This is a genomic window from Vibrio sp. J383 (genome assembly GCF_023503985.1).
In the GTDB taxonomy this organism is placed as follows: Bacteria; Pseudomonadota; Gammaproteobacteria; order Enterobacterales; family Vibrionaceae; genus Vibrio; species Vibrio splendidus.
Window position 1 is genome coordinate 1,972,407 of sequence record NZ_CP097294.1, and the last position, 12,790, is coordinate 1,985,196.

Annotated in this window: 14 protein-coding genes; 5 read left to right on the forward strand and 9 right to left on the reverse strand. The window is 42.0% G+C overall.

Annotated features, from left to right (window positions below; genetic code table 11):
* Window positions 1–127 precede the first annotated feature (127 nt).
* The 3 genes from M4S28_RS25100 to yegD form a co-directional block, all read right to left on the reverse strand.
* Window positions 128–760 carry a fumarylacetoacetate hydrolase family protein gene (locus tag M4S28_RS25100; RefSeq protein WP_108162171.1) on the reverse strand — a complete coding sequence of 211 codons (633 nt, stop codon included), beginning with the start codon at window positions 758–760 and terminating at the stop codon, window positions 128–130.
* A 345-nt stretch (window positions 761–1,105) separates the two neighbouring features.
* A complete protein-coding gene (locus M4S28_RS25105; protein ID WP_249633187.1) occupies window positions 1,106–2,146 on the reverse strand; it encodes a porin in 1,041 nt (346 codons plus the stop codon).
* A gap of 491 nt (window positions 2,147–2,637) precedes the next feature.
* On the reverse strand, window positions 2,638–3,990 hold the full coding sequence (gene yegD, locus M4S28_RS25110) for a molecular chaperone (protein ID WP_029224398.1): 1,353 nt from the start codon (window positions 3,988–3,990) through the stop codon (window positions 2,638–2,640).
* Between the two features lie 159 nt (window positions 3,991–4,149).
* Between yegD and M4S28_RS25115 the strand changes: the two genes are divergently transcribed.
* Complete coding sequence (locus tag M4S28_RS25115; protein ID WP_017079638.1) at window positions 4,150–4,458, forward strand: DUF1289 domain-containing protein; 309 nt, start codon at window positions 4,150–4,152, stop codon at window positions 4,456–4,458.
* A 119-nt stretch (window positions 4,459–4,577) separates the two neighbouring features.
* Here M4S28_RS25115 and M4S28_RS25120 read toward each other — a convergent pair whose 3' ends face one another.
* On the reverse strand, window positions 4,578–4,928 hold the full coding sequence (locus M4S28_RS25120) for a HopJ type III effector protein (RefSeq protein WP_017082477.1): 351 nt from the start codon (window positions 4,926–4,928) through the stop codon (window positions 4,578–4,580).
* A gap of 194 nt (window positions 4,929–5,122) precedes the next feature.
* Here M4S28_RS25120 and M4S28_RS25125 point away from each other — a divergent pair, with 194 nt between their 5' ends.
* The gene (locus M4S28_RS25125; RefSeq protein WP_102491108.1) at window positions 5,123–5,782 is read left to right on the forward strand and encodes a PilZ domain-containing protein; all 660 of its coding nucleotides are present in this window, start codon (window positions 5,123–5,125) and stop codon (window positions 5,780–5,782) included.
* 61 nt (window positions 5,783–5,843) lie between these two features.
* Here M4S28_RS25125 and luxQ read toward each other — a convergent pair whose 3' ends face one another.
* The 5 genes from luxQ to M4S28_RS25150 all read right to left on the reverse strand — a co-directional run bounded on the left by luxQ (window position 5,844) and on the right by M4S28_RS25150 (window position 11,052).
* Entirely contained in the window at window positions 5,844–8,414 is a 2,571-nt protein-coding gene (gene luxQ / locus M4S28_RS25130; protein ID WP_249633188.1) for a quorum-sensing autoinducer 2 sensor kinase/phosphatase LuxQ, read from the reverse strand.
* On the reverse strand, window positions 8,414–9,508 hold the full coding sequence (locus M4S28_RS25135; RefSeq protein WP_249633189.1) for an autoinducer 2-binding periplasmic protein LuxP: 1,095 nt from the start codon (window positions 9,506–9,508) through the stop codon (window positions 8,414–8,416). The genes luxQ and M4S28_RS25135 overlap by 1 nt, the downstream gene beginning before the upstream one ends.
* Window positions 9,509–9,816: 308 nt before the next feature.
* Window positions 9,817–10,131, reverse strand: a complete 315-nt coding sequence (locus M4S28_RS25140; RefSeq protein ID WP_004730056.1) for a GIY-YIG nuclease family protein — start codon at window positions 10,129–10,131, stop codon at window positions 9,817–9,819.
* Window positions 10,132–10,788: a YceH family protein gene (locus M4S28_RS25145; protein ID WP_249633190.1), complete on the reverse strand. Its 657-nt coding sequence runs from the start codon at window positions 10,786–10,788 to the stop codon at window positions 10,132–10,134.
* 63 nt (window positions 10,789–10,851) lie between these two features.
* Window positions 10,852–11,052, reverse strand: coding sequence for a hypothetical protein (locus M4S28_RS25150; protein WP_249633191.1), 201 nt, complete (start codon window positions 11,050–11,052; stop codon window positions 10,852–10,854).
* A 195-nt stretch (window positions 11,053–11,247) separates the two neighbouring features.
* Here M4S28_RS25150 and M4S28_RS25155 point away from each other — a divergent pair, with 195 nt between their 5' ends.
* From M4S28_RS25155 to M4S28_RS25165, 3 genes are all read left to right on the forward strand, one after another.
* Entirely contained in the window at window positions 11,248–11,562 is a 315-nt protein-coding gene (locus tag M4S28_RS25155; RefSeq protein ID WP_004730049.1) for a DUF496 family protein, read from the forward strand.
* A gap of 198 nt (window positions 11,563–11,760) precedes the next feature.
* Window positions 11,761–12,387 (forward strand): D-Ala-D-Ala carboxypeptidase family metallohydrolase, encoded by a 627-nt coding sequence (locus M4S28_RS25160; RefSeq protein WP_004730047.1) that lies wholly within the window; start codon window positions 11,761–11,763, stop codon window positions 12,385–12,387.
* 164 nt (window positions 12,388–12,551) lie between these two features.
* Complete coding sequence (locus tag M4S28_RS25165) at window positions 12,552–12,788, forward strand: hypothetical protein (RefSeq protein WP_004730045.1); 237 nt, start codon at window positions 12,552–12,554, stop codon at window positions 12,786–12,788.
* Window positions 12,789–12,790 lie beyond the last annotated feature (2 nt).

The following is a 12,790-nucleotide window of genomic DNA, read 5'->3' on the forward strand; positions in this document are numbered from 1 at the left end:
GAGGCGGATTTTATATCAATTACTAACACCCTTCCAGATGCAATTAGTTGTAAGATAGTAAAATATTCGAATTAAATACCATCAATGAACAATAAAGCAAATTTATTAACCAAATAGAAAAGACTACTTAACTTGCTACCCACTCGATCTCAATCAATGTCGTTTCACCACACTTTAGACGGCCAAGGAAGATATCACCTCGATGGACCTCACCAACACCTTTTGGGGTACCTGTCATTACAACATCGCCATCAAGCAAAGTCGTGTAAGAAGAGAGCTCTTCTAGGATAGTTTGTGGAGAATACAGCATCTGCTCAACGTGACCCTTTTGAACGCGGACACAGTTAATAAATAATTCTAGGTTTAAGTCAGAGAGATCAAAATTATCAACGGGAACAAAGCGACTAAAGACAGCAGAACCATCAAAGGCTTTGGCACGCTCCCAAGGTAAACCTTTGGCTTTTAAACTGCTTTGCAACTCACGCTTGGTAAGGTCTAAGCCGAATCCCACTGCAGAATATTCACCGTTTTCAACAATAAAACAGATCTCTGCTTCGTAGTGCAGCGCTTCTTGATGAAAAGAAGACAGAGAGGAAGTAACGCTGGTGCTTGGCTTATTAAAAACCACCATAGAGTCAGGGATCGCATTGTTAAGTTCTTCAATGTGATCGACATAGTTACGCCCAACACACAGTACTTTTGTTGGGGTTGCTGTTCGTTTCGAATTCATCAATTGTTTCTGTTCTACAACGCTGCTCATAGTTTATCCCTGAACTATTTTTAGAGAGCAGAGTTTAGCGCATCATAAAATGAGAGTCTTCGACAAGATGATTACCGATCTCTAAATTCTGATCTTGAGCTCAATTAAATGATTTAAATACTTTTATCCGAAGATCGCGACATATAAGAACTGATGACAAGAGCCATAGCTACGTAGATAAAATGAATAGTTGGGGAGCATGAAGGAAAAGCTAAAACAGATACGTATAGAACGAAAGAAGCCCTCTCAAACCAAAAAGGCTTGAGAGGGCTTAGCATGGTGTCTAGGACAGTATCCTAAAAGGTAAACTTAAGGAGTAAACACTATGCTAAATAAGTCTGCGACTTATAGGTAGTAACGAGCACCAAGTAGCCATTGGTCGTCAGCTTTTTCTTTGTACTCACCAGAACCTTGTAGGTCGAATTGGTAACCTGCGAAGCCTACGAACTGAGACGTGAAGTTGTATTCAGCTTGTAGAGCAGTTGTGCTGTACACAGTTTCGCTGTTCTTGTCGTCTTCTACAGCTTCGTAGTTAACGCTTAGGTTAAGGCTGTTAGAAAGAGCGTAAGAAGCTAGTAATTCAATAGCAACTGACTCTTCAAGAATTCGCTTGTTACCAGTGTTCATGTAGTTGTTCATTGCGTAAACACCAGCAAGGTATAGACCTTCAGCGCCGTATGAACCGTAAGTTGCACTTACTACGTGAGAATCAGCAGTTTTTGAACCAACAACGCCTACATAATCCACATCACCAGTGTTGTATGCGTAGTTTGCAGTGAAATCAGCAATTGCGTAGTTCAATGCAACTTGGCCACGGTTACCGTATGTAGTTACATCATCAATCTTACGACCTTGCCATGCAACAGCTGCGCTTAGAGAGCCTGCGTTACCGAAATCGATAGCGTTGCCGTAGCTCACCATCTCTTCACCACGACCAGTACCTAGGTTACCGTGATCTTCGTAGATGAAGTCATTCGCGAATGCGATTGGCATATCTGCTACGCCAGCAACGTTGTAGTAAGGTGCCCATTGAGTACCTACTGCTGCACGACCGTAATCGTCGTGAGAAAGACCAACGTAACCAAGACGAGTTGTGAATGACTCATCACCACCGTCAAGCATGTTTAGCGCCCATTCACCTTTAGCATCTGCAGTGAAGCCGTTGCCAAGATCGTGAGTTGCACCGAAGTTGATACGTGGAGATACAGACTCAACACCGATGTCGTCTTCATTAAGACGATCGCCACTGTTTACGTCGCCAACTGCAACTGATACGTGACCACCAACAGAGAATGTTGTGCCGTCTTCGTTGTAAAGTTCTACAGCAACTGCCTGTGTACCAAATACTGCACCAGAAATTGCTAGCGCTAAAAGTTTCTTATTCATTGTCATATCCATTATGTAACTGGGTGAGTTATTCACTAACAACCTCGTGCTTACGGAGAAGTTGTTACCTGCATTTAACAAGTAGGCAAACACTAATATACGAATGACAAAAAAGTTGCATTAAAATATATAAAATAAAAAAAATCGCACTATAAAAAGCAAAAAATTACTTTAAAACAACAAGATAAGTAGATAATTACTGGTGATCTTTTTTATCTTTTTAGACAAAAGTTTCGGCTATTTTTGATTTTATAGTCAACAAATAAGCATTAAAAATCAAATCGAGAAATAACTCATCAGACCATCGAGAGATACACCCTCGACATTGAAACATTTTGTAACATGATGAAGTGAGTTGAAATATTTAGCTTTGTGAAACAATTCTCGATTTAAGCTAGAAAAAATCGCTCAATTAAAATTTCACTAGAGAAAACAAAAAAAAGGGCAACCAATCAGCGACTGGTTGCCCTTCATAACTCATCATTGGACTCTTATTTGAAGCAAACCTCAGCCCAACGAGCTAAACCTGAGGTTACTGAACCGAAGTAGTTACCGCTCACGATCGGTACGTTCGGCAATGCTTGTTGTACGGCTTCACGAAGTATAGGTGAACGAGCTGAACCACCCGTCATGTAAATTACGTCTGGCTTTTTCTGGCCTTGTTGCATGGCTTCTTTAACCAACTCAATCATCTTAGACTTTGGCGATTCAATCGCTTCCACCATCTGCTCAACGGAAATGTCCACTTCGACCAATTCAGAAGCAACATTAATCGCGGCTCGATATTGAGAAGATTCTGCTAGTGCAATTTTGGCTTCTTCCGCTCTGCGTACAATGCTATAGCCTAGAGTGTCATGATAAACCCTCATCAAACGCTCTAGCTTTTGAGGGTCTGAAGCTTCTTTACGAAGTAGCTTCAAGGCCGCTAGGTTTTCGCGAGAATAGAAGTTCTTTTGAGCTTCGACATTATTGATTGCAATTGGATTCCAGAATTGAGTCAGCGGCATATCGATACCCGAAATGCCTTTGCTGCCCATACCGAAAGGTGACATCAGTTGCTTGAAGGCAAGGTAGATATCAAGGTCATTACCCCCTACCCTTTGCCCGCTGTGAGCTAACAAGCTCTGGGTTCGGTCCGCTTTACCCGACCAAGTTGGCCCCATTTCTAGCAATGAGCAATCGGTGGTACCACCGCCAATATCGACAACCAATACCGTTTGGTTTTCAGTCAGGGTACTTTCGTAATCAAGGCCTGCGGCTACTGGTTCAAATTGAAAAGCGATGTCAAGGAAGCCTGCACGCTTAGCTGCGCGTGAGAGTATGTCTTCAGCTTGTCGGTTTGCTTCTTCACCACCTCGACCGTGGAAGTTAATTGGTCGACCGATAACAGCTTGTTTGATCTGCTCTTGAGTCGTGAGTTCTGCTTGGTGTTTAATATTTGCCATCATGGCGCACACTAAATCTTCGAAGAAACTCACCTGAACATCATGCAACCCGCTTGCGCCAAGAAAAGACTTAGGGGATTTTACGTAATAAACATCGCGAGGGTCTTCTAAGTAAAGGTCCAACGCCGCCTGACCAAACGCCATATCTTCTGGTACCAAATCGATACTCTCTTCTCGATTCAAAGCTATAGCACGTCGTAACACTTGCTCACCAACCGCATCACTCGGTTTGATATTCAAATGGCGAAATAGATGTTCGGAAACACTCTCACGAGTAGGAGCAAACACGGTTGAGGGAATATAGTGATTGTTACCTTCTAGCGGTAACAGGCTTGGTTTTCCATCAACCATTGCCGCGACAGAACAGTTCGCTGTTCCATAATCAAATCCAATAAACATAATATCCCCCACTCAACAAAAGGGGCAAGATGCTACATGAAAATCCTAAAAATTACGAGGTCATTTCTAAATTTAACTGAGTGATTTCTTAGCCTAACGGCTCTTAATAGGCAAACAAATATGCTACATTTCAGCCCAAATGAATCACAGGTTAGATAAATGAAAACACCTTGCCGAGCGGCTTGTAAAAATAATGGCGGAATGTGCAGTGGCTGCTTTCGAACAATGGATGAAATTATAGGCTGGAAAGGCTTATCTGAAGAAGAGCAAACGTCGGTTATGGATAATCTTACTGGTGTTAGTTCGACTCACCAATGTCCGCAGTGTAATGAGCCAGCTCAATGCGATATCAGTGCGGGTAAAGAGACGTGTTGGTGTTTTGAACTAGAAAAGCGTGATACTAGCGATATTCCAAAAGCTGGAGTATGTCTGTGCCGTAAATGCTTGTCTGAACTGCCTATTCAGTAGTTTTCAAACCTGTTAAGTAGTTTAGAACCTATTCCGCAGGTTACGTACCGGTTCAACATAGACAAAAAAGCGAGAGATTGCTTCTCGCTTCAAAATACTGAGATTTATTTGGTTAGTGCCTACTTCGTTTTTGCAACCAGCGCAGGCTGAGAAAACTGTATACCGTTCCAACCATGAACCATGAAGTTACGGATATTTTGATGGTCGGTGTTCTCTGGAAAACCTAGCACGTCGTTACGATAAAATTGACCAAAACAAGCAAGTGTTTGCTCCGCTGATAAACCTTGCTCTAAGCCAAAAGCAAAAATCTTACACGAACCATTATTCTGCCCTGCGGTATTCACCACTTCACCATTGCGAAATTCACTCTCCGCAAAAACATAGTGAGCTTCGATCACTTGCATTGTATCTTCAAATTGCACGCTTTCTGGGGTTTCAGCCAGAGTATTTAATAAGGTTTCCAGTTCCATTTACTATTTCTCCATCAAGTATATATCTGTCAGCAGTGTATCTTGTTTTACGACAAGAGTAAGCCGTTGTTTACTTGAGACAGCGATTCACTTTTTGAACGAATACTGCAAATTACCTCAATGAAACTAATGACATAGTTTTATCAGGACGTTATATTATTTTATCAGACGATTAACATTGTTCAGTAACGAATATGCATAAAGATAAAAACTTAGAACTGTTTAGATACCTCAAACCCGGTACAAAAACAGCAGGTGTATTAGAATTTGGCCCAGACGACTCGATCCAGATCACTACACTCTATATCGGACACAAAGAAGAACAATACCTTGTCCTTGAGCTGTCACAAAAAGCGACAGAAGCACTGACGCTCAGAAAACTCATCAACGTGGATATTATTGTTCGTGCCATCACCGACACCGAACTTGGACACATTGTCGCGTTTAAAACCAACGTACTGGCTCATATCACCTCGCCAGCACACCTTATTTTCCTTCGTCCGCCTTCAAGCTTTGCGACCAAGCCTATCCGTGAACACGAAAGATATAAGGTACGACTCAGCTGTGAAGTTACCTTTGATACTTTGTCATTAGATGCCACTCTGGTCGATTTTTCAGTCTCAGGCTGTGGCGTCTATATTACCCAGCAATCCGATATCGATGTCGGTTGGAAGATACAAGTAAACTCAGTCTTAAGTGAGTACTTAGATAGCGAACAGGTCTACAACGTAGTGAGCAAAAAAAGACAAGGCCAAGGTTGGCTATTAGGCATTCAGTTCCCTGAACACCTAGATATGAGTGACGAGTTAAAAACGCTGCTGTTGGAGCAAGCCTTTGTTGCCGGCTTTGTATAAATGCGTCTTCAAGTAAAGTTTATTCACAGCACTTGTTCTATCGCACTTTCAAAGGTTTAGATCAGTGGTTCGTTACATCCCAATGTGAGTTTTTAAAATGAACAAATGCTTGGTGTAGCGACTCTTCTTTAATGGGTTTTACAATCACGTAATTAGCCCCAGCAGCCATAAAGCTGTCTCTTGTCGACGCTTGAGCATCCGCGGTACACGCATAAATCGGGGCTGTAACGCCAATATCATTCCTAAGTTGCTGAGTAGTTTCAACGCCACCAAGGTTGGGAAGTTGGTTATCCATCAAAATAAGATCATAGGTTGTCGCCTTAGCCATTTCTAGCGCTTCTAAACCGTCTTTTGCCCATGTCACCACCATGCCATATTTTTTGCAGAAAGCCTGCGCAATAAAGGCATTGGTGTGATTGTCTTCCACCAGCAATACGTTCAAAGATCGGCTAAACAACGCCTCTGGTTCGATATCAGCGTGTTGCTTCAAGTCCAATAGCGGCTTAGAGTGCACTTCCACCGGAATTTCTATAATGAACTCCGAACCTTGGTTTATCTCACTGCGGACTTGAATATCCCCTTCCAGCATATCGACCAGATTTTTTACAATCGTTAGGCCCAACCCTGTCCCACCATATTCACGAGTCGTGGTTTCTTCGGCTTGAACAAAGGGTTCAAACACAGCGTCAATCTTGTTTTCATCAATACCAATACCGGTATCTTTCACTCGAACGATCAAACTCGCATGATCTGAGTTAAAGATACTTTCGAGTTCAAAACTAACGGAAATACCGCCTTGGTGAGTGAACTTAAGAGCGTTACTCACCAAGTTAAACATGATTTGATTCAGGCGCACTTGGTCGGTGTTTATTTCAATGTCATCAGCCAAATGATTCACAATAGTAAATGCGATCGATTTATCGCCACAAAGCGGACGATAGATACTGTCTAATGTATTAACCAGTTCACCCAAACGGAAGTCTTTCTTTTGAATATTGAACTGCCCCTGCTCTATCTTTGAGAAGTCCAAGATATCGTTAAGTACCGCCAGCAAATGTTCCGCACTATTGCAAAGTACATCCACCTGTTCACGGTTATCTTCACTGTGTATAGAGCGCTTCAGCAACTGAGAAACACCAAGAATACCATTAAGCGGTGTACGGATTTCATGGCTCATCTTAGCTAGAAAATCTGCACGTACATTCGCAAGGTGCTCAGCTTCTTCTCTTGCTCGATCGGCCTGCCTCTCGGCTTCAATGAGCTTAGTAATGTCTTGGCCTTGTACCACGACACCTGTGATGCCGTGTTCAACGCGAATTGCAGACATGTTCCAACGAAATACCTTCCCACCAATTGGCACGTTAATGCCCGTCAGCTTTGAACCTTGAACCACCATATGGATATTCGGTAGCATGCGATGCTCAAACTCTTGAGCCACTGCTCCGTAGTTATCATCGGCGTCAAATAGCGCCATACGAGCAGCGGGGTTCATCTGAATTAAGTCACCTTTATCAGACCAAACCAAGATAGGTGAATGAGCAAAGTTAAAGAGATCTTGGAACTTTTGGTTCTGTTCAGATAAACGTTCAAAAGTGTCCTCAAGGGTGCAACCAATATGATGAAACTCGAAAATGTTGGAGCCATCGAACTTGTTGTACTCTTCGCCGTCACTTGCTGAGCGAGTAAAGTCCATCAACTTATCGAGTTCAGCCGCCACCTTTCTTTGAATCCAAGCTCGCGCAAAGAAAGACATCAATATGATCACCACAATCACAACAATGATCGCTCGCTCATAGTTCTCTTCTAACGCAATGAAGTTAGTGTTCTTTTGGACAGCTCGAATGGTAAGGGGCGTTTCAACGGCATTGATCTTAATGGTCGCGATGGTGACGAAATGACGAGGCAGTTGCTCGTACATTTTGTAGTTGAGGATGTCCGTTATTGTGTAACTTTCATCGCCACTGAATGTCGACGTAACCGGTGTACCGTGCGCTTCGATAACAATATTTTCGCAGTTACTGCCCTTCTGAATAGATTCAGCCAGAGAGAAATTGTTATCAAGTACGATCGCGATATAGAGCTGGCCAAGAACCTCCCCTGTTTTGTTATCCACAATAGGGGTTCGGCGAGCCAACAAATGACGCTTACCAATATCGGTTATCACTTTAATGAAATGCCAGTTACTACTAAATGAAACCTCATCAGAGATATGTTTTAGGTTGGACTCATCCAATCCATAAAACTGACCGTTGCCATCTTCCCAAGCCAAACCGTCATGAGTAGAAACAAAGCGAAGATCCGGCGCATGATCCGGCTCTCTTTGGTCAACACCAAAAAAGAAATAACTCAGAGCCTCTTCATTGTGGGTATCAAAATACGCTCTGAGTGTTTCACTATGTGAGCTACTGTCTTGATGGATTTGCAGCACCGACAAACGGTAATCAAACATATTTTGGATCAAGCTAGAGGTTTGCTGGACCGTTCGATTCGTCTCTTGCTTTACGATATTACTGCTGGTTTCATAATTATGAATAAGTACGCCAAGTGCCATCACGCCTATCACTAAAATAATGATACGCGTAATGAGTTTAGCTAAGGTGTTCCTAGGTGTACTGGCGTAGCTTTTCTTCATTATTGACCTGAATACCTAAATGCTCGCTGCTTAAGTTCTGAAATACGTTCTGGTGAATCATCTTTGGTCACAACTTCAAACTCACCAGAGTAAACCGTAGGAACTTCCAATCCAGCTAGGTCCCACTTGATCGCCTCTGCCATAGCGATACCGGTATCGTCATTCATACGCATGACTGTGACATCTAAATCGCCCTTTGCAATGGCTTCAAGTTCAGCGGATCCGCCTCCCCAGCCATTAACTAAGATATCTCGACCAGATTCACGAATGGCTTCTACTGCGCCCAAAGCGACATCGGTTGAACACGCATAGATAAAGTCTAGATCCTTATCGTTCGCTATGCTGATTTTAGCCGCTTGATAACCACTTTCTTTATCAGATCTTGTGTAGAACGAAGACTTAAGATCAAAATGAGTACCAGTATTCACTTCATGGATAAAGGTATCTCCACGCGCATCACTGATGTAACCTTGCGAATAGTATAAAACAGAATACTTACTTGCTGGTTGGCTAACTTCTTTAAAATAATTTGCAAGTTTCAAACTACCGGTCGCATGATCAAAACCCACATACATGAATGGCTGTCTATCAGCCCACGCTCGAACTGGGGTCGTAATATTTTGAAGAATCAGTTTGGTGTCAGTAGAGTTCAACACGTGCTCAATAAACTTACGATGACGCGTAGTATCTAACGTAAAAATCAAATAATCCGTCTTGTTTTCAATCGCCTCTTGCAAAGAAATGCTCTGCTGAGAAACATCTGCATTTACACGTGTAAACACTTGGTTTATTTGATAGCGAATTCTCAGCTTATCGAGACGTTTCTCAAAAGCTTGGATATTACGAACCCAATAATCAGAGATCTGTTGACCCGGATACACGACTGAAATCGTAATAGGCTCATTCTGAGCTCGTCTCAATGGCACAGGGTGATTTTGCACAGCTTCGACCATTTTATCGGTCAGTGCTTTTTGCTCTGGAAACTTGGAAAGATAATCTTGGTATTCCCAGTACCCATTGAGGACATGAGTACCATGGGAGAGAGCGGACGCAGAAAATACGGCAAGTCCAAACAACATCAGTAAACGTTTCATATTTTTCTCGTTTTATATGAGCTACTTTGGCTCATTTTTTAACCTAGCATGACACCATCTCTTTGTATGGCTGAAAGATATTATGTAGGACAACGATGATAAATGATAGCGTCTAACACTAATTAGAACGACATTCTAAATGAGCAATGTGTTAATTTGGAATGGAGATTAAGAACAACGAGTTCAATGATGATTTAAGCCCATTCATATCAAGAGTGATTACCGTTAAAACTCATAGGCTTATATTGATTTATTATAGTCCATTACATTATTAAGATTTAATCAATAACACACATTTTAGCTATGAATTATGAGACTTCGATATATTGAATTCTGTCTTGTTGCCACTCAATAATTAGTTTGAGTGATACCAATTTTTCTTTGCGAGATTTTGGTAGTTGTTTGATCGCGTATTCGGTTTTCAACGCCTCACTTTTTGATCCAACACCAAAACTCCAAACTAGCTTAAGTGGGCCTTTACCTTTTAACGCTTTGGCACCTTTACCCGTTTGATGTTGTTCAAATCGACGTTCTAAATTATTCGTCACGCCACAATAAAGGGCATTGTGACGATTGCGGATTAAGTACACGACCCAATCCGCATTTTTATCAGACTCAGACATCTAAAGCAGTGATTCAACCAGAGCCTTAAGCTCTGCCACTTCTTCACGTAGGCTTGCGACTTCTGATTCAAGCTCTTCAAACTTTTCGCTTGTCGCAGAGGGTGCTGTCGTACTTACCGATGCCGTCGCAAACGCTTCAACATCCACTTCACCACTCAATAAGTGCTGGTAGCGTGATTCACGTTTACCCGCTTCACGTGGTAGCTTCACGACTAAAGCACCCGCTTCTCTTACGGCTAATTTATCGAGTGTCGCTTCAACCTCTTTCACATCACCAAAATTAGCAAGACGACCAGTACGAGTGCGCAGTTCGCCAGGCGTTTGCGCCCCGCGAAGCAGCATACAGCAGATGATTGCGCGCTCTTGCTCTGTAAATTGCAAATCCCCAAATTCAGTATTACAGAAACGATGCTGATACTTATTAACACGGCTATTGAAGCTGCTCTCATCACTCACCATGCGGCGAGCTATCAAACCATCAACCGCATCTAAAACGTCCGACTCAGACAGAGAGAGAACTGGCTCACGGTTACTCTTTTGGTTACATGCAGTCGTTAAGCTGTTTAACGTTAACGGGTAATGATCCGGGGTAGTGACTTCTTTCTCGATCAAGCAACCGATAATTCTCGCTTCAATTGGGGAAAGTACTGTGTTCATCGTTTTTCCTTTTTATTATTTTGATAATTCCATCTCAACATTTAACAATGCAACCAGTAATGGCTAATGCTCAGACAAAATCGGTACTCGTTTCTTTCTGCCTTGTTCATCAATCATTATGATGTTAGAACGATTTAGCTCTATTTCCACGACTTCCAAATAAGTACGTTCTTGTACATACGCATCACGAAGCTTGTTTTGCTCTGCCGAAGGTTCAGTGACATCGTCGCCCAAATCTTCTGTTTCCAGTTGTTGTTGATTCATTTCACATTTCGTATCAATGCCGTGTCTATACTGGATACTAACTTGAACAGTTAGATAAAAACAATCGCACTTTAGCGAGAGTGCCGAATAATTATACAACCTTACTTTTGCTTTGATCTAAAGACTGTTACAACACTAACTGATGTGCTTTAATCAGAACCAGACAACGTATTTGACGATTAGGAAAAGGAATCTATGAGCAGCGTATTTGAAATTGTTAACCAAGCACGACGTAAGAACAAACTTAAGCGTGAACTTTTAGACAACGAAAAGAAAGTTCGCGACAACCGCAAGCGTGTCGACCTTCTTGATAACCTACTTGATTACATCAAGCCAGAGATGACTCACGACGAGATCTTAGGCATTATCAAAAACATGAAAGCTGACTACGAAGACCGCGTTGATGATCACATCATCAAGAGTGCAGAGATCTCTAAAGCTCGTCGCGACATCAGCCGCCGCATTCGTGAACTAACAGAAGAAGACAAGCAAACTCAAGGTAAGAAGTAATCTAACCTCGCTAATTTACTTGTAACAATGTTAGTAACCCACTCTTAGTAGTGGGTTTTTTTGTACCTAAACTCCAGCGTCTATACTTAAGCATCTAGACCTAACCGTCTAGACTTAAGCGTACCTAAGCAAAATGAATGAAACTCAACAGCAGTATCAAACTAAATAACGAGTGTACACTAGCGATGGAGAGACTTTATGTACGGAAGTATTCTGATTACCTTGGCGTTATCAACGACACAACCTTACCCTGAAAAATTTGAGAAACTCTATACCGAAGAAACCGAAATCACTTATGACGATCTCGTGGTCGATGTTCATGGCTACAAGGTTCCGACCCGATCAGCATTTCGAGGTTGGATGCTCCTTAACCACGCCCAAGATCAAGTCAAAGCGATCGGTCAACAACTCAAAGACAACGGCATCACTCAGAGCATGCCTCTGCATTTAGTCTTGTTGCAAGGCACGGATTGGGCAATGAGCAATACGACCCTGTTCACCCTTCCCAATAAGAAACATGTGCCAAACATGATCAATACCCTTAAGTACATACAACAATATATTGAGCCTGAAATTGGCGTTGTTATCCCTGTGTCCGGAGAGCGAACCAATATCTACAATCAACAAGCTGGCGGCGCACTGCGAAGTAAACACTTGGAATTCTGCGCCTTAGACTTAGTACCTGCGAATGATATTACTCGCGAAGATCTACACGTGAAACTTAAAAAGATTCATGCTGAATTTGGGCAAAAAAATAACGTTGGGCTGGGTTTGTATTCTGGTGTTCGATTCCACATCGATACTTGCGGATTTAGACAGTGGTAACCACTCGATAGTGTCATAAAGACTTGATAATTATCTAAGTCATTATGACTCAAATAATTAGTGGGATACTTTAACCAATTGATTTAATGATTAAAATAAAACTGGAACGCTAATTGCTATTGATAACGAGTATCATAATTATTAATAGCAATTAGGAATTCAATATGAAGACGATGACTCAACGCTTTCAAACGCTACTTTCTGTTTCAAACTTCAGTCTAGCAACCACCGCCTTGCTTATGCTACTCAGTATTATTGTTGCTTATCCGATGGCCGATCACTTCTCACTGCCAATTCAAATTGTCGCACACATCAGCACGATCTTAGTGGCTGCATTACTAAAGATTAGTTATGTCGGTCGCTGCCTTGCGCAATACAACCTTGGGTTAGAAGTTCGCTAAAT

What these genes read in the sequence shown, in the direction of transcription:
- M4S28_RS25100 (WP_108162171.1), bottom strand. Translation starts at nt 760, where the DNA reads ATGAGCAGCGTTGTAGAACAGAAACAATTGATGAATTCGAAACGAACA.
- M4S28_RS25105 (WP_249633187.1), bottom strand. Translation starts at nt 2,146, where the DNA reads ATGAATAAGAAACTTTTAGCGCTAGCAATTTCTGGTGCAGTATTTGGT.
- yegD (WP_029224398.1), bottom strand. Translation starts at nt 3,990, where the DNA reads ATGTTTATTGGATTTGATTATGGAACAGCGAACTGTTCTGTCGCGGCA.
- M4S28_RS25115 (WP_017079638.1), top strand. Translation starts at nt 4,150, where the DNA reads ATGAAAACACCTTGCCGAGCGGCTTGTAAAAATAATGGCGGAATGTGC.
- M4S28_RS25120 (WP_017082477.1), bottom strand. Translation starts at nt 4,928, where the DNA reads ATGGAACTGGAAACCTTATTAAATACTCTGGCTGAAACCCCAGAAAGC.
- M4S28_RS25125 (WP_102491108.1), top strand. Translation starts at nt 5,123, where the DNA reads ATGCATAAAGATAAAAACTTAGAACTGTTTAGATACCTCAAACCCGGT.
- luxQ (WP_249633188.1), bottom strand. Translation starts at nt 8,414, where the DNA reads ATGAAGAAAAGCTACGCCAGTACACCTAGGAACACCTTAGCTAAACTC.
- M4S28_RS25135 (WP_249633189.1), bottom strand. Translation starts at nt 9,508, where the DNA reads ATGAAACGTTTACTGATGTTGTTTGGACTTGCCGTATTTTCTGCGTCC.
- M4S28_RS25140 (WP_004730056.1), bottom strand. Translation starts at nt 10,131, where the DNA reads ATGTCTGAGTCTGATAAAAATGCGGATTGGGTCGTGTACTTAATCCGC.
- M4S28_RS25145 (WP_249633190.1), bottom strand. Translation starts at nt 10,788, where the DNA reads ATGAACACAGTACTTTCCCCAATTGAAGCGAGAATTATCGGTTGCTTG.
- M4S28_RS25150 (WP_249633191.1), bottom strand. Translation starts at nt 11,052, where the DNA reads ATGAATCAACAACAACTGGAAACAGAAGATTTGGGCGACGATGTCACT.
- M4S28_RS25155 (WP_004730049.1), top strand. Translation starts at nt 11,248, where the DNA reads ATGAGCAGCGTATTTGAAATTGTTAACCAAGCACGACGTAAGAACAAA.
- M4S28_RS25160 (WP_004730047.1), top strand. Translation starts at nt 11,761, where the DNA reads ATGTACGGAAGTATTCTGATTACCTTGGCGTTATCAACGACACAACCT.
- M4S28_RS25165 (WP_004730045.1), top strand. Translation starts at nt 12,552, where the DNA reads ATGAAGACGATGACTCAACGCTTTCAAACGCTACTTTCTGTTTCAAAC.